The sequence below is a fragment of the Mycobacterium sp. H4Y genome (assembly GCF_000364405.1).
GTDB lineage: Bacteria > Actinomycetota > Actinomycetes > Mycobacteriales > Mycobacteriaceae > Mycobacterium > Mycobacterium intracellulare.
This window is the reverse complement of record NZ_AKIG01000001.1, coordinates 1,472,242-1,498,624: the sequence shown is the minus strand read 5'-3', so window position 1 is coordinate 1,498,624 and position 26,383 is coordinate 1,472,242. Positions and strand designations below refer to the sequence as shown.

Below are 26,383 nucleotides of genomic sequence, written 5' to 3'. Positions count from 1 at the left end.
ACCTCAGCTGTGGTTGAGACATTACGCCTTGTCTGTCACATCGGTCGACAATGGTCGCTCGCCAGGATTGCGGGAAGGAGAAACCTTGAAAGAAATGTCCGGAGCCCGTCACGACTGCGCTCCCGCGGTCCTCGAACAGTCAGCAGGCTCAGTATCGTGCGGAGAACCCACTCGGCGGCGTCGTCGACGGAGACGCCCGGTTCTACGTAACTCCAGTGTCTCCTGAAGATGGGACGGAGAAACTCGGTGACGAGTTCGAAGAGTGACGTCGAGGTCCCCGCCGCGAGGCCAACGCCGGCGAGTTCCTCGTCGCTGCCGAACAACAATCCGATGATCTCTTCGCGGCGCGCGGCCTCAACTGTGTATTCTACGAAATCGACGAGAGCGGAGCCCAGATCGGTGTGCTCCGCGATCCGGGGGTTGATGCGATCGAGATAGCGCTCGGCGGCGCGAATGATGACGCCCGACATCACCGCCTCCCGATTGGGGAAGTAGCGATACACCGTTGCCCTGGAGACACCCGCTGTTCTGCCGATGTCCTCCATGGTCGTGCCTACCACGCCGCAACTCTCTAGGCACCGCTCGGCAGCATCTAGCAATCGGTCGCGAGCGGAACCACGATCTGACGGCGCGGCAGCACCCCATCGCACCAACTTCGTCGACACAACAGCCAGTATGCCGCGGGCGCACACCATTGTGGCTTGACTGCAGATATGACACCATCGCATTCGTGTCTCACAACAGCCCGTGGCCCTGAGCGAGTGATCGATTGTCGGTAGAAGCGCGTACTCCGGTGGTGGTCGGCGTAGGCGAAGTCACCCATCGCGGGAACGACGTCGTGGACCCGATCGACTTGGCAGTGGAGGCCGCACGCCGCGCGGTCAACGACACCGGTCGCGCGGTCGAACGGCGCATCGACACGGTCGCGGCTCCCGGCATCCTGGTCATATCGCGGGACAATCCCGCCAGCAGGATCGCCGAAGCGATGCGCATCAGTCCCGCCCGCCGCATCAGCTGTCCAGTCGGCGGAAACACCCCGCAGTATCTCGTCGAGGTGTTGGGTGGAGAAATAGCCGAGGGCCGCGCAGATGTTGTCCTGGTCGTCGGCGCGGAGAGCGGGCATTCCGCGCGCAAGCTCCAGGGTGAGACACTTCTCAACTGCCCAGCCCCGCCCCGCTCCGGCGACGAATCCCTTGGGGACGCCCGCCCCGGGCTGAGTCAAGCCGAGATGTCGGTAGGTCTGAGTTGGCCGCACGAGGTGTATCCCATCTTCGAGTCCGCGATCGCCGCACGCCACGGCCATGATTTCGATGCGCAAAGGGAGTGGCTGGGAACGCTGATGGCACCGTTCACAGCCGAGGCGGCGCGCCATCCCGAGCAGGCCTGGTTCCCGCGCACACGAAGTGCCGCCGAACTCAGCGAAGTAACGGCGGAAAACCGCATGGTGTGCTTGCCTTATCCCAAGCTGCTCAACAGCAACATGTCCGTCGACATGGCTGCCGCGTTCATCGTTGTGGCGGCCGAGATGGCAGACGAATTGGGCGTCTCGCGCGATCGTTGGGTCTTTCCCTGGTCAGCGGCAACCTGCAACGACGTGTACTTCCCCGTGCAACGGCCGGACCTCAGTCGCTCAACGGGTATCGAAGTAGCGGCACGGAAGGCTCTCGACGCGGGCGGATTGACCACCGACGACATTCGGTGGTTCGACCTCTACTCCTGCTTCCCGTCGGCAGTTCAGATAGCCACCGAGGCTCTCGAGTTGGACCCCCGCGACGATAGAGGCCTCACAGTAACCGGAGGCCTCCCCTATCACGGCGGTCCCGGTAACAACTACGTCAGTCACGCGATCGTTGAGATGGTCCGACGCTGCAGACGCGACCCCACCGATGCCGGACTCGTCACCGGCCTCGGTTGGTATTCGACGAAACATTCGGTCGGTGTGTGGTCGGCCACCCCTCCACCAACCGGGTGGCGACTGATCGACACGGCAGAGGAACAAGCTCAGATCGATTCATCGCGGCTGGCCGTCGCAGGCGTCGACGAGGCGACCGGTCGCGCGACAGTGGACGGGTACACGGTCGTGTACGACCGAGACGGACGACCTCGATGGACACCGATCATCGCGCACCTCTCCGACGGGCGAAGAGTCGTCGCACGCAGCGACGATCCGCAGATTGCCGAGGCGATGGCGGGCGAGATGTACGTTGGCAGAACGGTTTGCCTCCGAAACACAGGGTCGTCCACGGGATTCGAGCTTCCATGATCGCCGAGGCCATGGTGTTGACCGGACCGCGGAATCTGGAGCGACGCCAGATGACCATCCCCGACGTCGGTGACCGCGGTGCGATCCTGCGAGTTGAAGCATGTGGTCTATGCGGTACAGATCACGAACAATTCACCGGACACCTGCCTGCCGGCTTCTCATTCGTTCCAGGTCACGAAATCGTCGGCATCGTCGAACATGTCGGCAACGCGGCCAGCGAACGCTGGTGCGTACAGGCCGGCCAGCGCGTGGCCGTCGAGGTGTTCCGGTCCTGCCGAGACTGCCCGGAGTGTCGCCGCGGCGAATACCGGCGATGTGCGGTGAACGGCATCGCCACCATGTTCGGGTTCGTCGACGTGGAGATCGGCGCCGGGTTATGGGGCGGATACGCCACCCATGTGGAGCTTCCGTGGGACGCGATGCTACTCCCGATTGCCGAAGACATGGACCCCGTTCTCGCCACGTTGTTCAACCCTCTCGGGGCCGGTATCCAATGGGGGAAAACTCTTCCCGACACCAAGGCGGGGAGTATCGTAGCGATACTGGGACCCGGCATCCGCGGGATCTGCGCGGCGGTGGCGGCGAAAGAGGCGGGAGCCGCTTTCGTCGCGATGACCGGCATCGGTCCACGCGACGATCAGCGACTGGCCATAGCCAGATCATTCGGTGTCGACCTGCCCATCGACGTATCGCAGGACGATGTAGTGACAGCGCTCCAGCGTGAGACAGGCGGACAGCTTGCCGACGTGGTCGTCGATGTCACCGCCAAAGCACCCTCCGCGTTCGCCGACGCCGTCGCCCTTGCCAAGCCTGGCGGCACGGTCGTGGTTGCCGGCACCCGCGGCGGAGGCGGCGCGCCCGGCTTTGAACCAGACACGCTGGTGTATAAGGAATTACACATCGCCGGTGCACTCGGCGTGGAGTATCCCGCCTACCGGGCAGCCCTCGAGATTCTGGCCACGCGCCGCTGGCCGTTCGACCGGATCACAAGAGAATCAACCGGATTCGCTGGTCTCGCGCCGCTGCTCAGTTCGCTTGCAGATGAAAATGCCAAATCGAGTGCGGCCCTGCACAACGTCTTCGTGCCCACGCCCTCACAGCATGCGGAGCTTCAACAGAGAAAGGTCACGTGACGAGGACGGAACGCGTACCGATGCTCGACCTTGAGCAGGCCCGGCTGCGGGCTGCCGAGTGTGGGCTGCCCGAAGAGATGGCAGAACTGTCAGTATTTCGCGTGGCACTTCACCAGCCGAGCCTCGCAGTGGCCCTGTACGGAATGCTCGAGGCGCTGCTATTTAACGGTGTGCTCGACGCCCGGCTACGCGAATTGATCATCATGCGCATCGGCTGGGTAACGGGGTCGGTATATGAGTGGACACAGCATTGGCGAATCGCGACGCTGCTCGGTGTGGCTTCGGATGACCTTCTGGCGGTGCGTGACTGGCAAAGTTCCAATCGTCTGGGCCATGCCGAGCGTGCGGTCCTGGCCGCGACCGATGATGTGGTACGTGACGGGGTCATTGCCGAGGAAAACTGGGCCGCGTGCCACAAGGCATTCAATGGCGATCACGCGGTTTTGGTCGAACTTGTCGGAGCGATCGCCAATTGGCGGCTCTTTTCGATCCTGCTTCGATCCTTGAATATTCCGCTTGAGTCGGGTACCGACTCCTGGCCGCCCGATGGGCGAGCCCCTCGACGTGACGATTGAGTAAAAACGGTTGTTCAGCAATCGCACCCAAGTTTTGAAGCTGGGTTACCCCTTATGTTCCTAGTCAGTTGTGGGCTATTGAATTTTAAACGGGTAGTTGTGATTTCGGTCTCATAGCCACGGTCTCGGGGTAATGCCACCAACTAGACATGTGGAGCCAACTGTTCTGGGACGCCTACACCAGCTTGAAGCACGCTCCGTCATACGAATACGATCCAAGGGATGTCGAGGTTCTTCGCGACTCAGGCCAACTGTTACTACTGGGAGAGTCGTTCAATCGGGTCGCTGGCAACAGAACGCCAATGAAGGCGATCGCCAGCAGTCACCGCACACAGCAACTCAAGCAGAGAATTCAAAAGCTCGTTGCTGCAAGCTAGACCCGGCGTCCGACACCGAGGCGCTGCCGTCTCCATGCAGCTGACCACGAACGCCAGCTGCGCCGAAGTCCCACCGGGGACGGCAAACACCTTCCGCCGCAACACCTTCGGATGCAGCTTGGACGGAAGGCCACCAGCCACCATGATATCGACCGTCTCGGCGTCGCCAGCACCGCGGACGAATCGGTGTACCGGCCCGTTGCCACCTCGCCTCCGGCTTGCGCAGGTCAATCTCTCAAGTCGTCGTTGCCACACTCAGAAGTGACATGTACAAATCATGGCTCAGTGAGTGTACAGTTCATGGTGTGGAGGTATCCGTGACCGAGTTGCGCGCGCACCTCAGCGATTGGCTCGATCGAGTTCGGGCTGGTGGTGAGGTCGTCATCACCGACCGCGGGATTCCGGTCGCGCGGCTCGCTGCACTGGACAGCGCAGGCAACTTGGAGCGTCTCGCGGCCGAAGGCGTGATTGGCAAGGCCACCGCCCAGCGGCCCGTCGCTGCGGGTCGGTCCCGGCCCCGACCGCGGCGGCCGGTGTCTGACCGGGTCAGCGACCAGCGGCGCTGACCGGTGCCACTCGTCTACTTCGACGCCAGCGCCTTCGTCAAACTTCTCACCACCGAGACAGGAAGCTGGCTGGCGTCCGCGCTATGGGACGGCTGCGACGCCGCATTGTCCAGCCGCCTGGCCTACCCCGAAGTCCGCGCCGCACTCGCCGCAGCAGCCCGCAATCACGACCTAACCGAATCCGAGCTCGCCGACGCCGAGCGTGACTGGGAGGACTTCTGGGCCGCCACCCGCCCGGTCGAACTCACCGCCACCGTTGAACAGCACGCCGGCCGCCTCGCCCGAGCCCATGCCTTACGCGGAGCCGACGCAGTACATCTGGCCAGCGCGTCGGCTGTCGGTGACCCCGGCCTGATCGTCGCCGTCTGGGACCGACGCCTGCACACCGGAGCCCAAGCCGCCGGGTGCCGAGTCGCCCCCGCCCAACTCGACCCCTAATCCGACCGCCCGACATTAGAGTGGGCCGACCCCAGCACGGACGACGATCAGGTACCGATTCGCCAGGTCTCAACCCGTGTCGTAGGTGGGCAAGTCCCCCTCGGACACAATTTCTTAGCTGCACGGATAGCATATCCGCTCTGAGCTCGGTCGAAGCTAATTTCCAGTATTTGCTGATGCCAAGTTGGCATCGCGTCGATGTCCTAATTCTGCCCGACGGTGGGAACGGAGAACATCCCATTGCGGTGCCATACCGCGGCAGTCGTCCTGTGCTCGCTCCGCACGAGCACCACGGTGGCACCCCTGTGCAAAGATGCCCGCTCTGCGTGGCTACGCCTATAGTATTGGATGCTATAGTTTCAAGATGGGTCCCCGTGACGTCCTTCGCCATGTCATGGCTGCAACCGGGATGAGCCAATCGCAGCTCGCGCGAATCAGTGGTGTCCGACAGCCCAGCATCAGCCAGTTTCTAAGCGGCACAATCGATTTCAGCGATGACCAGATCGACCGACTGCTGTCGTGCATGGGCTATCGACTCGAAGTCAGCCGCCAGGCCGTAAACGCGAACCTAACGCGTTCCGAGCGCCGCTCTTGGAGCATGCACCGGCAATTGGCGACGCACCTGAATGCCACATCCTTAACTGCCTGGCAGCCAACGATCTTTGCCAACATAGCCCGCCTACGCGCTGGTGTACGTGGCCAACCGCATCTCGCCAACCTCGACCACTGGCAGCATCTCGTCAGTACCAAGGATGTCCCCGCGCTGCGCCGCATCCTGACCGGCGTCGACCGCCATTCGATCGAAATGCGCGAGGTCACACCGATGGGCGGGATCCTCACTGACGAAGAGCGCCGGCAAGCACTCCGAAACGCTGTGTGATGCGCCGCGACCAACTGGAACACGCAATCCGTACCGCCTGCCAGATCACCGCCCAAACCGAAGTCATCGTGATTGGCTCTCAGGCCATCCTTGGCACCTACCCCGAATACGAGTTGCCGCACCTTGCGACCCGCTCAATGGAAGTCGACATCCTACCCATCACCGACGACAACAACACCACCATTGAACTTGCCGACCTCATCGTCGGGGTTGCCGGCGAACTCTCACCATTCGAACAAACGCACGGATTCAGCATCGATGGTGTCGACCTCACCACCGCTGCCCTACCCGAGGGCTGGAGAGACCGCCTCGTCAAAGTTCAGAACGCCAACACCGCCGCCCCCTCCGGTGATCCCCAATTCATCGGCTGGTGCCTGGACAAAGAAGACCTCTGCGTCGGCAAACTCTGCGCATTCCGTCCCAAGGACCAGAACTTCGTTCAGGCACTCATCCAAGAGCACCTTGTAGACCCCGTCGTGATCACTGACCGATTAGGCACCGTCAACGCCCGCTACACCACAGCTATCGAGACGGCCACCCGCTGGCTGGCGTACCAAATCGACAACGGGCCATCATGAACATCGACGTCCCGCCCGAAATGTATGGCAACGATCCGGCCGGATTCATCGACCACCTCGGCCTCGTCGTCTTGCGACGCCCCATCGGCTCTGACACGGTGTGGGAAGTTTCCGCCAAGCACACCGACCTCGTCTCCGCGCAGACCTTGCATGGCCCCGCCCTCAAACGCAGCAGGTTCGATGTCTCGCCAGCACCTACCCCCGACGTACCAGGAGGCATGCCACCGAAACTGTCCGACACCTTCGACAAGATCACCCAAGCCCTCGACGAAAACCCCGCGCTGGCGGCCCGCCTTGACCGCATCATCACCACGCTGATCGCCGTCCCCGACCACCAAGTCCCTGCCGCCATCGAATGGGGCAGCGCTGCGCTCTCCCGCATACCCCTAGAACGGGCTGACGGCGCCACTGAGCCATTGTTCCCGCGCCTCTCCGTCCACGACGTCCGGATCGACCCTCTCGCCTACCGCTGGTCCAAACTCCCCCAGGTGCTCCTACGCCTCAGACACACCACCGCAGCCGAACTGGTCGAGGAGTCCAAACAAAACCCCGAGAAGGCGACGTTCCAGTCGTCGGGAGCGCTGTTAGAAGGCACTGTTTTCGGAGGCCTCTATTTTGCTCCCTTACTCGGCAGTCAGAGTCCATCGATGTGGGGAATAGGCGTACCACGAGTCGGACAGGTCATCGTCTACACTTTCGGCCGCCTGATTAACGGAAGAGGATTCGGAGCAAGCCGCGACCCGCTCGACTGCCTCCGGGTGCTTATCCACCACTCCCCCACCCACGACTTCGCGAACACAATCGCCGACGCGTCGGACATGCACAGGGCGATCTTCTCTGAGACCGTTGACTGGTGGGCCTCACGTGTCGACAAGACAATAAACGACATCTTTTCTCCCACAACGTATCTCGACGCTAAGTGTCGGCTGCCAGGAGTAAGGGACCAGCTCGACGCCGGTTTTGCCATGAGCATGGGACCACCTGATTGCCAGTGATGGGACCGCCTGGGTAGGGGTTTTGCCAGTTATGGGACCACCCGGCGTGGCGTGGGGGTTTCCGGTTGCTCGGCCGCTGTATTGGCCAGATGAGCTACCGGGAGGTGTCGATGATCGAAGTCAGGGAGATGCTGCGGCTGTGGCTGGCGGGTCGGGGGTTGCGGGAGGTGGCTCGGCTGTCGGGCATGGACCGCAAAACGGTGCGCCGGTATGTGGATCGGGCCCGCGCGTGCGGGCTCGATCGTGACGGCGACGCCAGCCAGCTGACCGATGAGCTGTTGGGGGCGGTGATCGCCGAGGTGCGACCGAGTCGGCCCAATGGCAAGAGCCAGGCCTGGGAGACCATCGATGCCGAGGCCGAGCAGATCAAGGCGTGGCTGAAACAGGACTTGACTTTGACGAAGGTGCACACGTTGTTGGGGCGTCGGGGTGTGGTGGTGTCGTATCGAACCTTGCATCGTTATGCCACAACGGAATTGGGGTTCGGGCAGCGTCAGGCCACGGTGCCGGTGGCTGACTGTGAGCCCGGTGCTGAACTGCAGGTCGATTTCGGTCGCCTCGGGATGCTCACCGATGTCGAAGATGGTCGCCGGCGGGTGGTGCAGGGGTTGATCTTCACCGCGGTGTATTCGCGACATATGTTCGTCTATCCCACTTACCGCCAGACGCTTCACGAGGTGATCGCCGGGTTCGAGGCGGCGTGGGCATTCTTTGGTGGGGTGTTCGCGGTGGTGATTCCCGACAACATGAAGGCCATCGTCGACAAGGCTGATGCGATCGATTCGAAACTCAACGACGCATTCCGGGAATACGCGCAGGCGCGGGGGCTTCGTGGTGGATCCGGCTCGCATCCGCAGCCCCCGGGATAAGCCGCGCGTCGAGCGTTGCGTGCCGTATGCGCGGTCGAATTTCTTTGCCGGAGAAGACTTTCGAAACCTGGGCGACTGCCGGGCGCGAGCCGAGCAATGGTGTGAGCAGGTGGCGGGGATGCGGATACATGGCACCACCCGGTGCCGCCCGGCCGAGGTGTTCGCCGCCGACGAGCTACCCCACCTCAAGCCAGTGCCCGACGAGGTGTTCGACATCCCGACCTGGTGCCGGCCCAAGGTGGCCCCGGATCGGCACGTGGCTGTCGCCAAGGGGCTCTACAGCGTTCCCGGTGAGCTGATCGGGCGCCGGCTGGATGCCCGGGTCGATGCGCGCACGGTGAAGCTGTATTGGCGCGGTGAGCTGATCAAGGTCCACCCGGTGGTGGCGCCGGGACGCCGGCGCACCGACCCCGCCGATCTCCCGGCCGAGGTGTCGGTCTATGCGATGCGCGACCTGAACACCTTGCAGCGCAAGGCAGCCGCCCACGGCACCCATGTCGGCGCGTATGCGGCGGCGGTGCTGGAACATCCGCTGCCGTGGACCAAGATGCGCCAGGTCTATCGCCTCCTCGGGTTGGTGCGCCGCCACGGCCCGGACGCGGTCGATGACGCCTGCCAGCGCGCGTTGGATGCCGAGGTCATCGACGTCGGACTGATCGAGCGCATGCTCACCCGCGGTGCCGGTGCCCAGTTGCCGCTAATCCCGACCCCGCCTGCCGCGTCGCGGTTCGTCCGCGCGGCCACCGACTTCTCAGTGCGGAGGCCGTCATGAGCCCCACCACCCGACGACCCGATGTCACCCCGGCGGTCAAGCCGATCGAGGTGTCCTCGGAGCTCAAGTCGTTGATGCGCCGCCTCAAGCTCGGCCAGCTACTCGACACCCTGCCCGAGCGGCTGGCCCTGGCACGATCCAACAGGCTGCCGCACCACGATTTCCTGGAGATGCTGCTGGCCGATGAGGTCACCCGCCGCGACCGCGAGTCCGCCGCCCGCCGCGCCAAGGCCGCGCATCTGGATCCGCAGATGCAGCTACCGGCCTGGGACGACACCGCCGCGGTCACCTTCGATCAGCAACTGTGGGCCGAGTTGACCTCGCTGCGGTTTCTGGCCGACGCCTACAACGTTCTCATCATGGGTCCGGTCGGGGTCGGAAAAACCTTCCTGGCCAACGCATTAGGACACATCGCCGTGCGCCGTCATCACAGCGTGCACACCGAACGCGCCGACAAACTCTTCAAACGCCTCCGTGGCGCACGGCTCGACGGAAGCTACGAAGACGAGATGCGCAAGCTGCACCGCGTCGAACTGCTCGTCATCGATGATCTCGCGTTGCACCGGCTCGAGGCCACCGAGACCAGCGACTTCTACGAGCTGATCGTCGAACGCCACCGCCAGACCTCCACGGTCATCACCAGCAACCGCGAACCCCCCGAGATCCTGACCATGATGGCCGACCCACTGCTGGCCCAATCGGCGATGGACCGCCTGCAATCGGCGGCCTACGAACTCGTCGTCGAAGGCGAGTCCTACAGGCAACGCCAGAAACCCCGTCCCGGAAAGCCGGTCAATTCGGACCAGCCGAATTGACCGGAAGGCCCGTCATCGGCCACCATCACCACACGGCCAACAACCGGAAACACCCGGTCCCATGCTCATGGCAAAACGGTGGTCCCATCACCCTGGCAAGCGACAGCTAAGAACACCTACGTCCCCGAGGCCCACCAACGCTGGATGCTGAACCTTGAACAATTGATTACCCGCATCGGGGCGATCCTCAGCCATCCCCGCGACCGGTCAGCACAACTCATGCTCATGTTCCCAGCCATGGACCTTCTAGCCGACAGCTTTACTGGCGCCAACGGCATCGGCCAACTCATGACACCGACGCGACTCGCGAAGCGCATCAAGGCAATTGAAGAACACGTACCCACCCGGATCAAACCACTCGTCATGGCGCCGGCCTATCGCGCACTCACAGCAGCGCAGCAGGTCTCCGACGAGTTCTTCGCCCCCAGCTCCAACCCCGACGCCACAACGGAGTCGCGACTGATTCACCTATGGAACGCCCGCCGCAACACCACCCACGGATTCAACGAAAACGCCGAGATCCTCGCCGAACACACCGGCCGCCTGCCGGCAGACATCGTGTTCGTGCCCATGGTGTATCTCCTCGACATCCTGACCGACCGCGAACGATTGCTCCAGCGCATCGCCCGCGGCTGCCGCACTGCCCACCCCGGCCGCACAAGCTGACTGCGGCAGGCGCTTCCGTTGGTGAGCAACCCTGGGACAACAGCGCTGGCTGACGCTATCGACAGCCCGACGATGCGGCGAACTTCGCCTGCTCTAAGCGTCGCCTTGGAGCGCTTTGATGAGGCGCGACAGCGCTACGGCTGGGTAGTTGCTCATCGGGCGGCGAGGGCGGTCAGGTCTAGGAAGGTCTGCGGCTGCATCGGCATCTCGTTGGTGCACACTTCACGCCACTTGGCGATCAGGCGGACGAAGCCTTTCAGCGAGCGGTGCTCGCAGACACCTTCGAATATCTGCAGCTCCTGGCAGATCAGGACGGCTGGGGTCCACTCGTCGAAGAAAGCGCACCTGAAGGTGGATCGCACCAGTGTGTTGACCTTATAGCCGTCCCGTCACGACGAGGATTGTGTCGCACCCCCATGGAATGATCCGCATTCATGAGCCAATGGACTGTGACACATCTCGAGCCGAACGATCGTCGCAACCCTGCGGCGGGGTATATCACCGTCGCCGTGGATCAGTCATCGGAGGCCGCTGCGCGTCAGGTCTTCGCTGAAACGGTTCGTGTGGCGGAAATGCTGGAGTATGCGACGGTCCAATTACGTTGCGATGGTGTGATTGTCGAGCGCTGGCCAGTAGTCACGGGTGATGATCCAGACCTCAGCGACCTCCGACGCGCCGCCGCCTTGATCTCCCACCGCGGAACGAACCATTCCGACGGCCTGCACTGGTCGCTTACTGAAGCGGCGGAATCCGGGCGGCTGGCGCAGTTGCTACGGGCAGTCGACTTCGCTTATCGAGTCGTAATCCAGTATTTCGCTCTAGACGTTCAAACGATCGACAGCCAGATCCACCGGTTCAGCACTGCGCCGGCGGCGGACAGTTTTGATGTCTACAACCGGTATGCAGCACAGGCGATCGAAGCCATGCGCGCTGAAGATCGCGCCAGACTCAACAAACGTCTTCGACGCCGTGAATCGTGAGTCAGCTGGCCCGCGGTTGGTGGGGGCCGTCTGCGATGTCTATGCCGGGCTCCTGTCTGTGCTGTCGACTGCGGAAGGGCGCGAGTTTCTGTCAACCTGGACGGCACGCATCGCCGGACTAGAGGATCAATCCAACTGAAGACCGCCGTCATCCGGCCACGAAAGATGCACTGCACCGGGTCGTCGTCGACAGGGCCGATAATCCTCGGCTCCGTCAAGCGCACATTCATCCCGGGACGGAGATAGGCAGCGGGCGATGGTGGTTGTGTCCGGAGTCAGTGGAGTTGGCGGTTATCGCATTCAACCTGGCGGCTGGCGGATTGCCCGCTGATTCTCGACGAAACTGGCGATCGCGGGCACCCCGTCGTCGGCCAGCGATCTCCGTTAATCGCCACATCGCCCGACGCGCCCGTGGCTGGGCGATGTTCAGATCCAGAGATCTTGTTCGACTTTTTCGACGGAACTGCGCTCGCAGAGCCGGGGTTTCACACGCTGGTGCCTCACCACATTCCGACCGCTCCGCCGTTGGTCTCGCCCGCGGGAGTCCCCAGGCCGACGCTCCTGCGCGGGGTCGGGAATATGCTCGACCGCTGTGGGTCTCAACCTAGACACGAGTGTGTCATTTCGACGCAGCCACCGCTTCGGCGAACTCGTCGAAGCGATTTATCACGCCACCTCGACCACCACGCCCGAGACCCATTGGGTGGAGTGGAAAAGCACCCTGGATTTCTCCAAGGCCAAGGACAAGGTCAGCGCGGCCAAAGCGATCATCGCTTTGGCCAATCGCGACCCGGCGAACGCGGCCCGCGAGTGCGAGGGCGAAGGGTACCTCGTCGTGGGCGTTTCGCCTGACGGCGTGCTCGGCGCCGTCGCGGTGCACGACGCGGCGGACCTCGCCGGGATGCTGCGAACCTACGTCGACGGACCACACTGGGACGTCGACTATGTCGAGTTCCACGGGCAACTCGTCCTGATCATCACGGTCGCACCACCGCAGCCCGGCCACCGGATCCACTCCCTGGTCAAGGACTACGAGAGCTACAAGTCCGGAACTGTTTTCCGCCGCGGCATCTCCGGCTCCGAGCCGGCAACCCATCGAGAGCTCAACGAACTGCAGAACCGGCTCCTGCAGGACCCTCCGGTCTCTGACAGTGACGCGTTCGACGAGGCGATCGGTAACGGCAACTACCGGTTGGCCGGCCGCCTGATGCGCAGCGCCGCCCGCGGTGTGATCGACGCGTGCAGCAACCCTGAACAGTTCCCACCCGGCTTCGCCAGTCGAGTGCCGACGAAGCAGATCACCCAATACGTCGAGATCGCTGATGGCTACTGCGAGACCGCGGCGCCTTTGCTTCCTCTCGTCATCGAGGGTTGTCGGGTCGAAAGCACTACGCTTGAAGTCGAATATCGACAGGTCATCACCGCGCTCGCCGAGCCGAGACCGCTTGCCCAAGAGAGTGGTTCGCTCATCACGGCTGTCCGAAACCAACAGCTGGAGGCGTTGGCATTGCTGCCAGCGACGCTCACGATCTACGCCGGCACAATCGCGGCAATTGAACACGAGAACTATGGCGCCGTCCGCGCTCTGACCGTCGATTGGTCCCTTTTTACGAACCGCAAGGTGGCGGTCCTCGATAAGGCTGGCCCCTGGGAGATAGTCGGCCGCGAGCGGCATCTCGGACTTGCCCTGCGTGCCGCCCAGACAGGTGTACTCACCGAGCAGCTGCTGGACGCCCTCGCAGCGGGTCGACTTCCGCGCCGACCGGTCTACCCGGTCTCGGCTTTCTTGTTCGATGCGCTGCGGTCGTACTTTCCCGACCACACCGATTCTCAGTACATCAGGCTGTTCGATGCCAGCGAGCTACTTTTTGCCCTTCTAGTCACCGATCTCGCGGCTCAACGTAGCCCAGGCCTCCTCGACCAGCCCTGGCTGGGGCTGTTCGTCGCGCACGCGGCCGAGTGCTACCCCTTCGAGGAGACCGAAGTCGCGCACACGTTGGTGGATGCTCGAAACGCGGGCGACCAGTGGCCAGCCGTAGAAGCCGGTCTGTTCGGGGGATCAAAGAAACGGCTACAGGAAGCCGTCGACACCGTATGGACGGCCACCGTCGCGCAGCTGCGCCGCGGACCTTTCTGACCACCCAGTCGCGACGATGCCTTTGATGGACACTGACGGCCCCGTGCCGGCTCTTCTTCTTGGCGAACGGCGTCTGCCTACGGCACGGTGAAGACCGCTGAATTACCTATCCGCCGCCTCGGCGGTCGCGTGTACATCGTTACTGCCTGCCCTCGCAAACTCGGCGCCGCGTGATGGTTCGAGCGCACGAATACCGAACTCGGCCACCTCTGCAACCCCACCGGACATCGCTCCGTTGCGTCCACTGCACCCCAGACGCCTGACGCCGTAAACTCACTGGTCAGAGACGCAGTTGAAAGGTCTCAACCCGTGTCGTAAGTGGCCAAGTCCCCCCTCGGACACACGACTGAGCCGAATGGAATGAATGCTCGCATTCATTCCTGAGGCGATGGAGTGTGTTGAGCGGCGAAGCCGCGATCACACCCGAGCCGATGGACCATGTTGAGCGGCGAAGCCGCGATCACACCCGAGCCGATGGACCATGTTGAGCGGCGAAGCCGCGATCACACCGATACTGCGCCGCCGGCCAAATCCAATCGCCTTCCCGCGCAACCGTATTGCGCTTGCGCCGGCCGTCCCACCGGGCATGCACCGCCGAAGTGAGCTTTCCCACGTAGGCTGGTATACGACCAATGAATCGACCGAACGGCTTTCTCCGGCGAACGGCGACGCGCAACTTCCGTGACCGCCGCGAGGCCGGTCGCGCGCTGGCCGAGGAACTGACGTCCTACCGTGGGCGCGACGTGCTGGTGTTCGGGCTGGCGCGCGGCGGCGTGCCGGTGGCCTGGGAGATCGCCGCGGCCCTGGGCGCCCCCTTGGACGTGTTCCTGGTGCGCAAGCTCGGGGTGCCGAACTGGTCGGAGCTGGCGATGGGCGCCTTGGCCAGCGGTGGCGGCCTGGTGATGAACGACGACGTCGTGGCCAGCTTGCGCGTCACCGATGAGCAGGTGCGCGAGGTGATCGACAGCGAGACCACCGAACTGCTCCGGCGCGAGCACGCCTACCGGGGCGGCCGGCCGATCGCCGACCCGCGCGACCGGGTCGTGATCCTGGCCGACGACGGGATCGCCACCGGCGCCAGCATGTTGGCCGCCGTGCGAGCGGTGCGCGCCGCGGGACCGGAATCAATCACCGTCGCGGTCCCGGTGGGGCCGGAGTCCGCCTGCCGCGACCTGGCGCGGGAGGCCGATGACGTGGTGTGCGCGACGATGCCGCCCGGATTCGAAGCGGTCGGGCAGGTCTACGACGATTTTCATCAGGTCAGCGACGACGAGGTGCGCGAACTGCTCGCCACCCCGACGGCCTGAGCGTTACTTGGCGGACTCGTCGCCGCGGCCCTCGGCCGCGACGCTGGATTCCTCCGTCGCCTCGGTCCCGTCGGTGACCGCCTCCGCTTCGCCCTCGGCGGCAGCCTCCTCGGGATAGTCCACGTAGTCGTCCTCGTCGGGACGGGCCTCACCCGCATCCTGGGCCTCGGCCCCACCGGGCTCGCGGTGCTGGCGCTCGCGCAAGGCGTCAAGGATCAACAGGACCACACCCACCACGCTGGCGGCGATGCACAGCCAGGCGACCAGCTCGTTGCTCGTGACGACGGCGAACACCAACGCGACGAGCCCGATCAGGGCCAATACCAGCGCAATGACGAGCATCGGGCATCCTCCAGGCGACGAGCGGACTGCGGTGTTCAGGACCTAGTGTGCCAACCCCGAAGCTCGGCGAGCGTCCGGCACAGCTGAAAAGGCTAGTTGTTGCCCCGGTTGAATTGGTCGAACCCGCCGGCATCGGCGCTGGAGTCCACGGGGGCCGCCGACCCACGCTGGCCGAGTTCCTCGAGCTGAGACTCCAGGTAGGTCTTGAGCCGGGTCCGGTATTCGCGCTCGAAGGTGCGGAGCTGTTCGAGTCGACCCTCCAGGACCGTGCGCTGCTGGTTGATGGTGCCCATGATCTCGGAATGCTTGCGCTCGGCGTCGGCCTGCAGGGCGTCGGCCTTCTCCTGGGCCTGGCGCAACTGGGTCTCCGAGCGGGTCTGCGCGTCCGCCAACATCGCGTCGGCGCGCTGCCGGGCCTCGGCGACCGTGGTCTCGGCGGTGCTGCGGGCCTCGCTGAGAATCTGGTCGGCGTTGGCGCGGGCGTCGGACAGCATCTTCTCCGACTCGGCCTGCGCGGTGCTGGTGAGCCGGTCGGCGGTGTCCTGGGCCAGGCTCAGCACCCGAGCGGCCTTCATGGCCTGTTCCTCGTTGTTGACCGCGGCGGCCGGCGCAGCCGCGGCCTTGACGGGCTCGGGCTCGGGCTCGCGGACCGGAATGGCCTGCGTGGGCGCGGCGGCCGCGGCCGGGGCGGCGGCCCCGCCGCCGGAGGCCAGCTCCTGGTCGAGCTCTTCAATCCGTTGGCGCAGATCGCTGTTCTCTTCGATGAGTCGCGTCAGCTCGGCTTCCACCAGATCGAGGAAGGCATCCACCTCGTCTTCGTTGTAGCCCCGCTTGCCGATCGGTGGCTTACTGAACGCCACATTGTGGACGTCGGCTGGTGTAAGCGGCATTGTTTCGTCCCCTCAAGTTCCTGTCGAACGTTCTGGAAAGTGTAGAACGCAGTGGTAGCCGTGGTGCAACTGCCGTCCATCCTGTCACACCAGGCGCGACGGTTGCTGATTAGCCCAATAAATAAGAGCCAATTTCAAACATTGAGGCCAATAAAATCCGAAACCTTAGAAATTTTAAATCGCGGGAACCAAACCGACGCTAAAACGTGTCCGAACCGTCTCCGGGGCGGCGCGGGGGCCTCAGGCGGCGGGCCGGAACGGGGTCACGCCGCGGCGCCGAACGCCAGCTGCATCCCGATGAACGCGACCAGCAACAGCACCATGATCGACAGGTCGAAGCGGACCGCTCCGATGGTGAGTTGGGGGATCAGCCGGCGCAGCAGTTTCACCGGCGGATCGGTGATCGACATGATGATCTCCAGCACCACCACGGTGATCCCGGTGGGATGCCAGTCCCGGCTGAACGAGCGGATGAACTCAACGACGACCCGAGCGATGAGCAGCAGCCAGAAGATGAACAGCGCAAACCCAAGGATCTGAAAGAACAACACCAACTGAAGTGCCCCGACCTTATCGATGAGATGCCAAGCGCCGCGGACGTGCGCGGCGCCTGCCAGCCTACCGACTCCGGGTCAGCGGCCCCACCTCACGTGGTCTCGGCAGTCGTTCAACCGTTCGAGGGTGCGGTCAGCTCTCGCTGCCGAGCGCGGCGGGTGCGCCTATTGGTAAGCGTAGAAACCGGTTTCGGCGATCCGGCGACGCTCCTCCGGGGACACGTCGACGTCGGCGGGCGACAGCAGGAACACCTTGGTCGCCACCTTGTCGAAGGAACCGCGCAGCGCGAAGGCCAGGCCGGCCGCGAAGTCGACGAGCCGCTTTGCGTCGGCGTTGTCCATCGACACCAGGTCCATGATGACCGGGGTGCCGTCGCGGAAGCGCTCGCCGATGGTGCGGGCCTCGCTGTAGTCCTTGGGCCGCAGCGTGGTGATCTTCGACAGCGGGTGGCCCTCTTCGAACATCATCGCCATCCGGCGGGGGTCCATCGCCAGCGCGCCGCGGGTGGAGTTGCGCAACCACGAGCCGAAGCGCGGCCCGCCCCGCTCGGCCCGGTCGAATTCGCGGGGGTGCACGGAGCCGTAGCGGGGTTCGTCGGCGTAGCCGCCGCGGTAGCCGGCCGGCGGCGGGTAGTCGGCGGGCTCGCGACGGGGGTCCTCGTAGTCGTCGCCGTCGTAGCGGCCGTAGCCGTCATCAAACCGGGGGCGCGGGAAACCGCGGGACGGCGCGCGGTCGTCGTAATACTCGTCCTCGTAGTCGTCCATTGGGGCCATACCGAAATAGGCCTTGACTTTGTGCAGTGTGCTCATTGCGTTGACCCTTCTAGCCCCTGGGATTCCTGGTGTTAGTGATAAAGCTGTTACTGCAGTGACTACTTACGGTGACGGTAACCTCCGACGGCCCAATAGGGCGGTACCGACACGCACACATGTCGATCCGTGTTTGACCGCGATTTCGAAGTCGTTGGACATGCCGGCGGAGAGCCCGACCGCGTTCCGGTGCGACTCCAGGACCCGCCGATGTTCCGATTGCAGCCGGTCAAAGGCCTCGTCGGGATCGGAGTCCAGCGGCGGGATGGCCATCAACCCGGCCAGGTCGAGATTGGACGCCTCCTCGACCTGGGCGCACATCTGGTCGACGGCCCCCGGCCGGGAAATGTCCACACCGCCGCGGGACTCGTCGCCGTCGAGGCTGACCTGGACGTAGATCCGCATCGGGTCGGTGCGGCGCCCTTCGGCCAGCGCCGCCGCCACCCCCCGGTCGAGGGCGGTCACCAGCTGGGTGCTGTCGACCGAGTGCGCGGTGTGGGCCCAACCGGCCACCGACCGAGCCTTGTTCCGTTGGATATGACCGACCATGTGCCAGCGCGGATTTCCCACGTTCGCCCGTTCGGGAGCCGCCAGGAGCCGAGTGACTTCGGCCACTTTTGCGGTCGCTTCCTGGTCCCGCGATTCGCCGACGGCCCGGCACCCCAATCGGGACAAAGTCACGACGTCGATTGCTGGAAAATATTTGGTAATCGGCAAAACCTCGATTTCCGCGGCATTGCGGCCCGCGGCTTGTGCCGCCGCGGCAAGGCGGGAGCGCACCGCCGCCAATGCGTGGGTCAATTCCGATTCGCGGTCTCCCCCATTGGACATGTCCACCGCCATCGCGGTCACTCCATCCAGACCAGCGAGGCCAGCCGGCCGGTGGGCGCATCCCGGCGATGACTGAACAACGTCGGGTCGGCGACCGTGCACCGGGGATCGATATCGATCGCGGTGACGCCCAAACCCTTGAGCTGGCAAGCGATTCCGGCCCGCAGGTCGAGCCCGGGGGTTCCGGCACCGGTGACGGTGCGACTGCCCGGCAGCGCAGCTTCGACCTCGCCGGCCATCGCCTCCGGCACCTCGTAGTTGTGGCCGCTGACCGCCGGACCCAGCAGGGCCGAGATGTCGTCGGGCTGCGCCCCCAGCTCGAGCATCGCCTCCACCGTGCGCGCCACCACGCCGCGCTGGGCACCGACCCGGCCGGCGTGCACCGCCGCGGCCACCCCGGCGCGCGCATCGGCCATCAACACCGGAACGCAGTCGGCGGTCACCACCGCCAGCGCCAGTCGCGCCGTGCGGGTCACCAGCGCGTCGGTGTCCTCCACGGCGGCCTCGCGCGGCCCGTCCACCACCTCGACCCGATCGCCGTGGACCTGGTTCATCCACACCACGCGGCCGGGGCGCAGACCGACGGCGGCGGCCAACCGGGCCCGGTTCTCGGCGACCGCGGCCGGGTCATCGCCGACGTGGTCGCCCAGATTGAAGGTGTCGAAGGGCGGCTTGGAGACACCACCGGCGCGGGTGGTGGTCACCCGTCGGACGCGAACGCTCACGTGATCAGTATCCGGAAGTTGTTGCCTGCCAGGCTGCATCGACGTAGGGCCACTATCTTTCGAGGCCGGTTCGTCGCGCAGTGGCAAGCAAATCGAGACCTCAGCGGCGCATGAACGGCGGCACGTCGACGTCGTCGTCATCGCCACCGATATTCAAGGTCGAACCGTTCGTGTGCACCGGCACGCTGACCGCGTCGACCGGTTCGAACAACGTCGAGGTGAGCTTGCCGGCCTTCGCCGATTCGATGCGGTGCGCGCCGACTTTCTCTTCCTTGTCGGCATTGCCGCCGATGACGGGTTTGCGGCCGGGGCCGGTGGCATCGAAGCCCGCCGCGATGACGGTGACGCGCACCTCGTCGCCCAGCGAGTCGTCGATGACGGTACCGAAGATGATGTTGGCGTCCTGGTGGGCGGCGTCCTGCACCAGCGAGGCCGCCTCGTTGATCTCGAAGAGCCCGAGGTCGCTGCCACCGGCGATCGACATCAGCACGCCCTGCGCACCCTCCATCGACGCCTCCAGCAGCGGCGAGTTGATGGCGATCTCGGCGGCCTTGAGGGAGCGGCCCTCGCCGCGCGCCGAGCCGATGCCCATCAGCGCGGTGCCGGCGCCGGACATGATGCCCTTGACGTCCGCGAAGTCGACGTTGATCAGACCCGGGGTGGTGATCAGGTCGGTGATGCCCTGGACACCGTTGAGCAGCACCTCGTCGGCGCTGCGGAAGGCGTCCATGAGCGACACCGCGGCGTCGCCCATCTGCAGCAGCCGGTCGTTGGGGATCACGATCAGGGTGTCGCAGCTCTCGCGCAGCGCCGCGATGCCGCTTTCGGCCTGGTTGCCGCGCCGCTTGCCCTCGAACGAGAACGGGCGGGTGACCACACCCACGGTGAGCGCGCCCAACTTGCGGGCGATGCTGGCGACGACGGGAGCCCCGCCGGTGCCGGTCCCGCCGCCCTCGCCGGCGGTGACGAACACCATGTCCGCCCCGCGCAGCAGCTCCTCGATCTCGTCCTTGGCGTCCTCGGCGGCCCTGCGCCCGACCTCCGGGTCGGCGCCGGCGCCCAGGCCACGGGTGGAGTCGCGCCCGACGTCGAGTTTGACGTCGGCGTCGCTCATCAACAGCGCCTGCGCGTCGGTGTTGATCGCGATGAACTCGACGCCTTTGAGGCCCTGTTCGATCATTCGGTTGACGGCGTTGACGCCGCCGCCACCGATACCCACGACCTTGATCACGGCCAGGTAGTTGTGCGGGGGGGTCATCATTCGTCTTCCTCCCTGATGGGCTCGGCTCTCCCGGTGGTGGGCTCCTCCGGACGGTGGCGGTCCCCCTGGCAAACCCTCAACCTCAACCATAGGGTTAGAGTTATGTCAAGTAGTTCCGCGCAACCAGAACGGTATGGGCATGGCGCGCGCGAACCCTGCAGGCGCGCCGACGCGCGTCCCGCAAATTTTGGGCATTTTTCCGCGGCTGAGCGGGCGTGAGCGCTGTTCGGCGGCGCCGCGGCGCGAGCGACGTGACGAAGATCGCTACTTGACCGTCGGCAGGTCCGGGCTGGACACGTCGTAGGTCTTGCCGGGCTGGGTCAACAGCGCGGACAGCTTCTCGGCCTTCTCGTCGGTGCGGTCGGTGGTCCCCCAGATCACCACCCGGCCGTCGCTCAGTGTGAGCGTGATCGAGGCCACCGAGGGCGCCGCGACCCGGCCGACCTGGTCGGCGACCTCGGGACGCAGCGCGGTGAGCACCTGCAGCGCCGCCATGGTCGCCGGGTCGTTGGGCCCGGGGTCGGCGACATCGAGGTAGGGCAGCGCCGGTGGCGGCGGTCCGGTCGCAAAGTCCACGCCGTCCCGGTCGAACAGGTGTGGCCCGTCGGGAAAATCCTTGACCGCCACCGGGACTCGCTCGACGATGGTGATCCGCAGCGCGGACGGGTACTGGCGCTGCACGCGCGCGCTGGCCACTCGGCGGATCGCCGCCACCCGGTCGGCGACCTGGCTGGTGTTGATCTGCAGCAGCGGCGTTCCGAGCCGCACCTGAGCCGCATCCAGGACCTCTTCGCGGGTCACCACCCCGGTCCCGACGACGACGATGTTGCGGGCCGACATCGCCGGCGTGAAATAGAGGACCAATGCCAGGCCGATGCCGACGATCACCAGCAGGATGGTGACCAACAGCATCTTGAGCCCTCGAACAACGCCGCGCGCAACGGGTTTGGGCTCGTGGACCGGCCGCCCGGTGGCCCTGCGCTTGGCCTCCCGGCGCGCCTCTTCGATGGCCATGGCGCGGGCCTGGGCGGCGCGTCGTTCGGCGCGCTCCCGGCGGGCGCGCCGGCGCGGCCCCTCGACCTCGGCCGGATCGGGCTGTTGATCGGTTGCCGTCGGCTCGGTGCCCGTGCCGGTGACCAGCGGTTCGGTGGCGGCGTCGTCCGGGACCGGGTCGTCGGCCTGGCCGGCCCCGCCGCCCGGCGTGCCCGGGTCGAGCGGCTGGGTCATCACAGGGCTCCCGGCGCGCCGCGGTTGGCCCGCGCCCGCAGCGCCGTGACGATCTCGGGTCCCAGCAGGGTCACGTCGCCGGCCCCCATGGTGACGATGACGTCGCCGGGCCCGGCGACCGCGGCCACCTGCTCGGCGGCGGCGGAGAAGTTCGGCAGGTAGCGCACCGGGACGCTGACGTGCTCGGCGACGCTGGCACCACTGACGCCGGCCAGCGGTTGTTCGCGCGCGCCGTAGACGTCGAGGACGAAGACCTCGTCGGCGGCGTCCAGCGCGTGACCGAACTCCTCGGCGAAAGCCTTTGTCCGCGAATACAAATGGGGCTGGAACACCGCGATGCTGCGGCCGTCGCCGCTCTGCTCGAGCAGGGTTCGGACCGCCGCCAGCGTGGCGACGATCTCGGTGGGGTGATGGGCGTAGTCGTCGAACACGCGCACCGGCTGCCCGTTGCCCGCGGTGCCGACCAGTTCGAATCGGCGCCGCACCCCCTCGAAGCCCGCCAACCCGTCCAGCACCGCGTCGACGGGGGCGCCGATCTCGAGGGCCGCCAGCAGCGCGCCCATCGCGTTGAGCGCCATGTGGCGTCCGGGCACCGACAGCCGCATCACCCGCGGGCGTTGCTCGGGGTCCAGGTCGGGCGCCAGCTGGATCTGGGCGACCGCCTCGGTGCCCTGCTGCTGCCACGACAACAGGGTGGTGGCCAGGGGTTCACCGGGTAACGAGGTCCCGGATCCGTAGCGCAGCACCCGGATTCCCAGTTCGGCCGTACGTCGGGCCAGCGCCGCGGCCCCGGGGTCATCGACGCAGACCACCAGCGCCCCGCCGGGGGCCAGCCGGTCCACGAACGCGTCGAACACGTCGACGTAGGCGCCGGCGCTGCCGTAGAAGTCCAGGTGGTCGGTCTCGATGTTGGTGACGACGGCGACGTTGGGCGTGTACTCGAGTAGCGACCCGTCGCTTTCGTCGGCCTCGGCGACGAAGCAGTCGCCGCTGCCGTGGTGCGCGTTGGTCCCGGCCTCCCCCATCTCGCCGCCGACCGCGAACGACGGGTCGCGCCCGCAGTGTTGCAGCGCCACGATCAGCATCGACGTCGTCGTCGTCTTGCCGTGCGTGCCGGTGACCATCAGCGTGGTGCGCCCGTCCATCAGCTTGGCCAACACGGCGGGCCGCAGGATCACCGGGATGCCGCGCCGCCGGGCCTCGACTAGCTCGGGGTTGGTTTTCGGGATGGCTGCGTGGGTGGTGATGACGGCGGTGGCGCCGCCGGGCAACAGGTCCAGCGACGACGCGTCGTGCCCGATGTTGATCTGCGCGCCGCGGGCCCGCAGGGCATGGATGCCGCGCGACTCCTTGGCGTCGGAGCCGGAGACCAGCCCGCCGCGGTCGAGCAGGATGCGGGCGATGCCCGACATGCCGGCTCCCCCGATGCCGACCATGTGCACCCGCTGCAGCTCCGGCGGCAGCTGCTCGGTGGTCATGGCTGCCCTCCGGCCGACAAGCGGCCGAGCTGCGCCTTCCTGGCGATGTCCAGCGCCGCCTGGGCCACCTGGCGGGCCGCGTCGGGGTGTCCCACGCGCGCGGCGGCCGTCGTCATCGCCGCCAGCCGCGGCGGGTCGCCCACCAGGGCGGCCACCTCCCGGGCGACCAGCCCGGGGGTCAGGTCGGCGTCGGCGACCACCATGCCGCCGCCGGCGTTGACCACCGGTAGTGCGTTGAGCCGCTGCTCGCCGTTGCCGATCGGCAGGGGCACGTAGATCGCCGGCAGGCCCACCGCCGAGACCTCGGCGACCGTCATCGCCCCGGACCGGCAGATCACCAGGTCGGCGGCGGCGTAGGCCAGGTCCATCCGGTCGAGGTAGGGCACCGCCACGTACGGCGGGTCGCCCGGCAGTGGTTCGCGCAGGTCGAGCGTGTTCTTGGGGCCGTGCGCGTGCAGCACCGCCACGCCCGCGGCGGCCAGCCCGGCGGCCGCCCCGGCGACGGCGCGGTTCAGCGAGGCCGCCCCCTGCGAGCCGCCGAACACCAGCAGCACCCGGGCGTCGTCGGCGAAGCCGAAGTGTCGGCGCGCTTCGGCGCGCAGCGCCGCGCGGTCCAGCGAGGTGATGGCTTCGCGCACCGGCACCCCGACGACCTCGGCGCCCGGCAGGCCGCAGTCGGGCACCGCGGAGAGCACCCGCTCGGCGCTGCGGGCGCCGACCCGGTTGGCCAGCCCGGCGCTGGCGTTGGCCTCGTGGATCACCACCGGAACCCGGGATCTGCGCGGCGAGACACCACGCGCTGCGAGATAGGCCGGCAGCGCCACGTATCCGCCGAAGCCGATCACGACGTCGGCGTCGACCGACCGCAGCACGGCGCGGGTTTCCCGGACGGCCCGCCACACCCGCGAAGGCAGCCGGGCCAGGTCACCGCTGGGCTTGCGGGGCAGCGGCACCGGCGTGATCAGCTCGAGGTCGTAGCCGCGCGCGGGCACCAGCCTGGTCTCCAGCCCCCGCGCCGTGCCCAGCGCGGTGATCCGGACCTTGGGATCCAGCGCGCGCAGCGCGTCGGCGACGGCCATCGCCGGTTCGACGTGCCCGGCCGTTCCCCCGCCGGCCAGCACGACCGACAAGGGCCTAAAAGCCGACAACGCGGCACCGGCGGGCAGAGGGTCTGCCCCCCGCCCGCCGGTCGGCTCGTTGACCGTGTCGTTCACCCGTAACGCTGACCTTCCAATGCGCGTGTGCGCCGTTGCTGGCGCCGGCCGGCGGCCTGATTGGCTCCCAGGGTCGCATAGCGCTGGCCAGATCCATGATGCCCCGCCCGTGAGCGGGGGTTACCCGCAGACCGGCGGACCGGGCGGCCGGCCGCCCGCGGGGGCGCCCCGCGCAGCGGCGCCTCGCCGTTGCGGGGCGCCTTGCGCCCGGGCGACCCGGCGCCCTTGCGCGGCGCGGCGCCCGATTGCGGGCGCGACCGCTTGCGGTCGCGGAACGCCTCCAGGCGCGTGGGCGAATAGGGCTCGGGCAGCGGCAGCCGCAGCAGCCGGTTCACCTTGTCGTCGCGGCCGGCCCGCAGCGCGGCCACCGCCTCGGGTTCGTGACGGGCCGCGTTGGCCATGATCCCGATCATGAAAAGCGTTGCCGCCGTGGAGGTTCCACCGGCGGAGATGAGCGGCAGCTGGATGCCCGTCACCGGGAGGATCCCGATCACGTAGCCGATGTTGATGAACGCCTGACCCAGGACCCACATCGTCGTGGTGGCGGTCAGCAGCCGCAGGAACGGATCGGCCGACCGGCGGGCGATCCGCATCCCGGTGTAGGCGAACAGCCCGAACAGGACCAGTAACCCGAAGGCGCCGATGAAACCGAGCTCCTCGCCGATGATCGCGAAGATGAAGTCGTTGTGGGCGTTGGGCAGGTAGTTCCACTTGGCGGTGCCCTGGCCCAGGCCGTCGCCGAAGATGCCGCCGTGGGCCAGCGCGAATTTCGCCTGCCGGGCCTGGTAGCCGGTGTCCTGCGGGTCGTTCTCGGGATTGATCCAGGACCGCACCCGGTCGGACCGGTAGCCGGCCGACATCGCCAGGATCGCCCCGGCCATGAAGACCGCGAGCAGCGAGGTGGCGAAGACGCGCAGCGGCAGGCCGGCGTACCAGAGCAGGGCGAGCAGGATGATGCCCAGCGACACGGTCTGCCCGAGGTCGGGCTGCGCGACGATCAGCGCCAGCGCGATCACCGCCGCAGGCACCAGCGGGATGAGCAGTTCGCGCAGGCTGGCGCGCTCGAGTCGGCGGGCCGCCAGCATGTGCGCGCCCCAGATGGCGAAGGCGATCTTGGCCAGCTCGGAGGGCTGCATGGAGAAGCCGGCGACCACGAACCACTTGCGGGAGCCGTTGGCCAGGTTGCCGATGCCGGGAACGAGGACCAGGACCAGCAGGATCACGGTGACGACGTAGCCGGTGAAGGCGACGCGGCGGATGAACCGCACCGACATCCGCAGCGAGGTGTAGCAGGCGATGAGGCCGATCACCGTCCACAGGACCTGCTTGCCGAAGATGATCCAGGCCGACCCGTCGGCGTCGTAGGACCGCACCCCCGATGCCGAGAGCACCATGATCAGGCCGAGCGTCGTCAGCAAGCCGGCGATGGCGATGATCAGGTGAAACGAGGTCATGGGGCGGCCGAGCCAGGCACCGAACCGGGTGGGCGAACCGCCATCGCCACCGGCGGCCTTGTCCTTTTTCGCCTTGGGCGCCTTCGCGGGCTTGGCGGGCTCGTCGGCCTTGTCGCCGTCGTCCGCGGCCGCGTCGGTGACCTCGGCCGTCGCGTCCGCGTCCTCCGCCGGCCCCGGCTCGGTCGCGGTTCCGCCGGTCGCTTTGCCCCGGCCCAGCAGCCGGGTCAGTGCGTTACCCACGCCCCG

The 26,383-nt window shown here is 66.3% G+C and carries 26 protein-coding genes and 2 pseudogenes; 15 read left to right on the top strand and 13 right to left on the bottom strand.

Annotated elements, in window-relative coordinates:
- Positions 1-35: 35 nt before the first annotated feature.
- The gene (locus W7U_RS06705; protein WP_008256180.1) at positions 36-560 is read right to left on the bottom strand and encodes a TetR/AcrR family transcriptional regulator; all 525 of its coding nucleotides are present in this window, start codon (positions 558-560) and stop codon (positions 36-38) included.
- Between the two features lie 209 nt (positions 561-769).
- Here W7U_RS06705 and W7U_RS06700 point away from each other — a divergent pair, with 209 nt between their 5' ends.
- From W7U_RS06700 to W7U_RS06660, 12 genes and pseudogenes are all read left to right on the top strand, one after another.
- On the top strand, positions 770-2,263 hold the full coding sequence (locus W7U_RS06700; RefSeq protein WP_170320561.1) for an acetyl-CoA acetyltransferase: 1,494 nt from the start codon (positions 770-772) through the stop codon (positions 2,261-2,263).
- Positions 2,260-3,396 (top strand): zinc-binding dehydrogenase, encoded by a 1,137-nt coding sequence (locus W7U_RS06695; protein ID WP_008256175.1) that lies wholly within the window; start codon positions 2,260-2,262, stop codon positions 3,394-3,396. The genes W7U_RS06700 and W7U_RS06695 overlap by 4 nt, the downstream gene beginning before the upstream one ends.
- A complete protein-coding gene (locus W7U_RS06690) occupies positions 3,393-3,971 on the top strand; it encodes a carboxymuconolactone decarboxylase family protein (protein ID WP_036428816.1) in 579 nt (192 codons plus the stop codon). The genes W7U_RS06695 and W7U_RS06690 overlap by 4 nt, the downstream gene beginning before the upstream one ends.
- A gap of 488 nt (positions 3,972-4,459) precedes the next feature.
- Positions 4,460-4,914: pseudogene (locus tag W7U_RS26705) on the top strand (type II toxin-antitoxin system Phd/YefM family antitoxin).
- A gap of 3 nt (positions 4,915-4,917) precedes the next feature.
- Positions 4,918-5,352, top strand: a complete 435-nt coding sequence (locus W7U_RS06685; protein ID WP_008256169.1) for a type II toxin-antitoxin system VapC family toxin — start codon at positions 4,918-4,920, stop codon at positions 5,350-5,352.
- A 364-nt stretch (positions 5,353-5,716) separates the two neighbouring features.
- A complete protein-coding gene (locus W7U_RS25335) occupies positions 5,717-6,232 on the top strand; it encodes a helix-turn-helix transcriptional regulator (RefSeq protein ID WP_014711467.1) in 516 nt (171 codons plus the stop codon).
- The gene (locus W7U_RS06680) at positions 6,232-6,810 is read left to right on the top strand and encodes a DUF6036 family nucleotidyltransferase (protein ID WP_008256167.1); all 579 of its coding nucleotides are present in this window, start codon (positions 6,232-6,234) and stop codon (positions 6,808-6,810) included. Before W7U_RS25335 ends, W7U_RS06680 begins: the two co-directional genes overlap by 1 nt.
- Complete coding sequence (locus W7U_RS06675; RefSeq protein WP_008256166.1) at positions 6,807-7,805, top strand: hypothetical protein; 999 nt, start codon at positions 6,807-6,809, stop codon at positions 7,803-7,805. The genes W7U_RS06680 and W7U_RS06675 overlap by 4 nt, the downstream gene beginning before the upstream one ends.
- A gap of 89 nt (positions 7,806-7,894) precedes the next feature.
- Complete coding sequence (locus W7U_RS26700; RefSeq protein ID WP_241767545.1) at positions 7,895-8,674, top strand: hypothetical protein; 780 nt, start codon at positions 7,895-7,897, stop codon at positions 8,672-8,674.
- Positions 8,637-9,446 carry a hypothetical protein gene (locus W7U_RS26695; protein ID WP_241767544.1) on the top strand — a complete coding sequence of 270 codons (810 nt, stop codon included), beginning with the start codon at positions 8,637-8,639 and terminating at the stop codon, positions 9,444-9,446. Before W7U_RS26700 ends, W7U_RS26695 begins: the two co-directional genes overlap by 38 nt.
- Positions 9,443-10,261, top strand: coding sequence for an ATP-binding protein (locus W7U_RS06665; RefSeq protein ID WP_008256165.1), 819 nt, complete (start codon positions 9,443-9,445; stop codon positions 10,259-10,261). The genes W7U_RS26695 and W7U_RS06665 overlap by 4 nt, the downstream gene beginning before the upstream one ends.
- 144 nt (positions 10,262-10,405) lie before the next feature.
- Positions 10,406-10,927, top strand: coding sequence for a hypothetical protein (locus W7U_RS06660; protein WP_008256164.1), 522 nt, complete (start codon positions 10,406-10,408; stop codon positions 10,925-10,927).
- A 152-nt stretch (positions 10,928-11,079) separates the two neighbouring features.
- Here the strand turns inward: W7U_RS06660 and W7U_RS06655 are convergent, their stop codons facing one another.
- Entirely contained in the window at positions 11,080-11,289 is a 210-nt protein-coding gene (locus W7U_RS06655; protein ID WP_008256163.1) for a hypothetical protein, read from the bottom strand.
- 72 nt (positions 11,290-11,361) lie between these two features.
- Between W7U_RS06655 and W7U_RS25330 the strand changes: the two genes are divergently transcribed.
- The 3 genes and pseudogenes from W7U_RS25330 to W7U_RS06645 all read left to right on the top strand — a co-directional run.
- On the top strand, positions 11,362-11,907 hold the full coding sequence (locus W7U_RS25330) for a hypothetical protein (protein WP_008256161.1): 546 nt from the start codon (positions 11,362-11,364) through the stop codon (positions 11,905-11,907).
- Positions 11,908-12,499: 592 nt separating this feature from the next.
- The gene (locus W7U_RS06650) at positions 12,500-14,044 is read left to right on the top strand and encodes an ATP-binding protein (protein WP_232518766.1); all 1,545 of its coding nucleotides are present in this window, start codon (positions 12,500-12,502) and stop codon (positions 14,042-14,044) included.
- A gap of 623 nt (positions 14,045-14,667) precedes the next feature.
- Positions 14,668-15,351, top strand: a pseudogene (locus W7U_RS06645) (phosphoribosyltransferase); the annotation flags it as partial.
- Between the two features lie 3 nt (positions 15,352-15,354).
- Here W7U_RS06645 and W7U_RS06640 read toward each other — a convergent pair.
- The 11 genes from W7U_RS06640 to ftsW form a co-directional block, all read right to left on the bottom strand.
- The gene (locus W7U_RS06640; protein WP_008256156.1) at positions 15,355-15,693 is read right to left on the bottom strand and encodes a phage holin family protein; all 339 of its coding nucleotides are present in this window, start codon (positions 15,691-15,693) and stop codon (positions 15,355-15,357) included.
- A 92-nt stretch (positions 15,694-15,785) separates the two neighbouring features.
- Positions 15,786-16,583 (bottom strand): DivIVA domain-containing protein, encoded by a 798-nt coding sequence (locus tag W7U_RS06635; RefSeq protein WP_008256153.1) that lies wholly within the window; start codon positions 16,581-16,583, stop codon positions 15,786-15,788.
- Between the two features lie 263 nt (positions 16,584-16,846).
- Positions 16,847-17,137, bottom strand: coding sequence for a YggT family protein (locus W7U_RS06630; protein WP_003878110.1), 291 nt, complete (start codon positions 17,135-17,137; stop codon positions 16,847-16,849).
- Between the two features lie 165 nt (positions 17,138-17,302).
- Positions 17,303-17,947, bottom strand: a complete 645-nt coding sequence (locus W7U_RS06625; RefSeq protein WP_008256149.1) for a cell division protein SepF — start codon at positions 17,945-17,947, stop codon at positions 17,303-17,305.
- A 66-nt stretch (positions 17,948-18,013) separates the two neighbouring features.
- Positions 18,014-18,790 carry a YggS family pyridoxal phosphate-dependent enzyme gene (locus tag W7U_RS06620; RefSeq protein WP_008256148.1) on the bottom strand — a complete coding sequence of 259 codons (777 nt, stop codon included), beginning with the start codon at positions 18,788-18,790 and terminating at the stop codon, positions 18,014-18,016.
- Positions 18,791-18,795: 5 nt separating this feature from the next.
- Positions 18,796-19,503 (bottom strand): peptidoglycan editing factor PgeF, encoded by a 708-nt coding sequence (pgeF, locus tag W7U_RS06615; protein WP_036428813.1) that lies wholly within the window; start codon positions 19,501-19,503, stop codon positions 18,796-18,798.
- A 100-nt stretch (positions 19,504-19,603) separates the two neighbouring features.
- On the bottom strand, positions 19,604-20,761 hold the full coding sequence (ftsZ, locus tag W7U_RS06610) for a cell division protein FtsZ (protein ID WP_008256146.1): 1,158 nt from the start codon (positions 20,759-20,761) through the stop codon (positions 19,604-19,606).
- 267 nt (positions 20,762-21,028) lie between these two features.
- Positions 21,029-21,991 carry a cell division protein FtsQ/DivIB gene (locus tag W7U_RS06605; protein WP_008256145.1) on the bottom strand — a complete coding sequence of 321 codons (963 nt, stop codon included), beginning with the start codon at positions 21,989-21,991 and terminating at the stop codon, positions 21,029-21,031.
- Complete coding sequence (gene murC, locus W7U_RS06600) at positions 21,991-23,469, bottom strand: UDP-N-acetylmuramate--L-alanine ligase (RefSeq protein WP_008256144.1); 1,479 nt, start codon at positions 23,467-23,469, stop codon at positions 21,991-21,993. Before murC ends, W7U_RS06605 begins: the two co-directional genes overlap by 1 nt.
- The gene (gene murG, locus W7U_RS06595) at positions 23,466-24,683 is read right to left on the bottom strand and encodes an undecaprenyldiphospho-muramoylpentapeptide beta-N-acetylglucosaminyltransferase (RefSeq protein ID WP_008256143.1); all 1,218 of its coding nucleotides are present in this window, start codon (positions 24,681-24,683) and stop codon (positions 23,466-23,468) included. Before murG ends, murC begins: the two co-directional genes overlap by 4 nt.
- Entirely contained in the window at positions 24,680-26,377 is a 1,698-nt protein-coding gene (gene ftsW, locus W7U_RS06590) for a putative lipid II flippase FtsW (RefSeq protein WP_008256142.1), read from the bottom strand. Before ftsW ends, murG begins: the two co-directional genes overlap by 4 nt.
- Positions 26,378-26,383 lie beyond the last annotated feature (6 nt).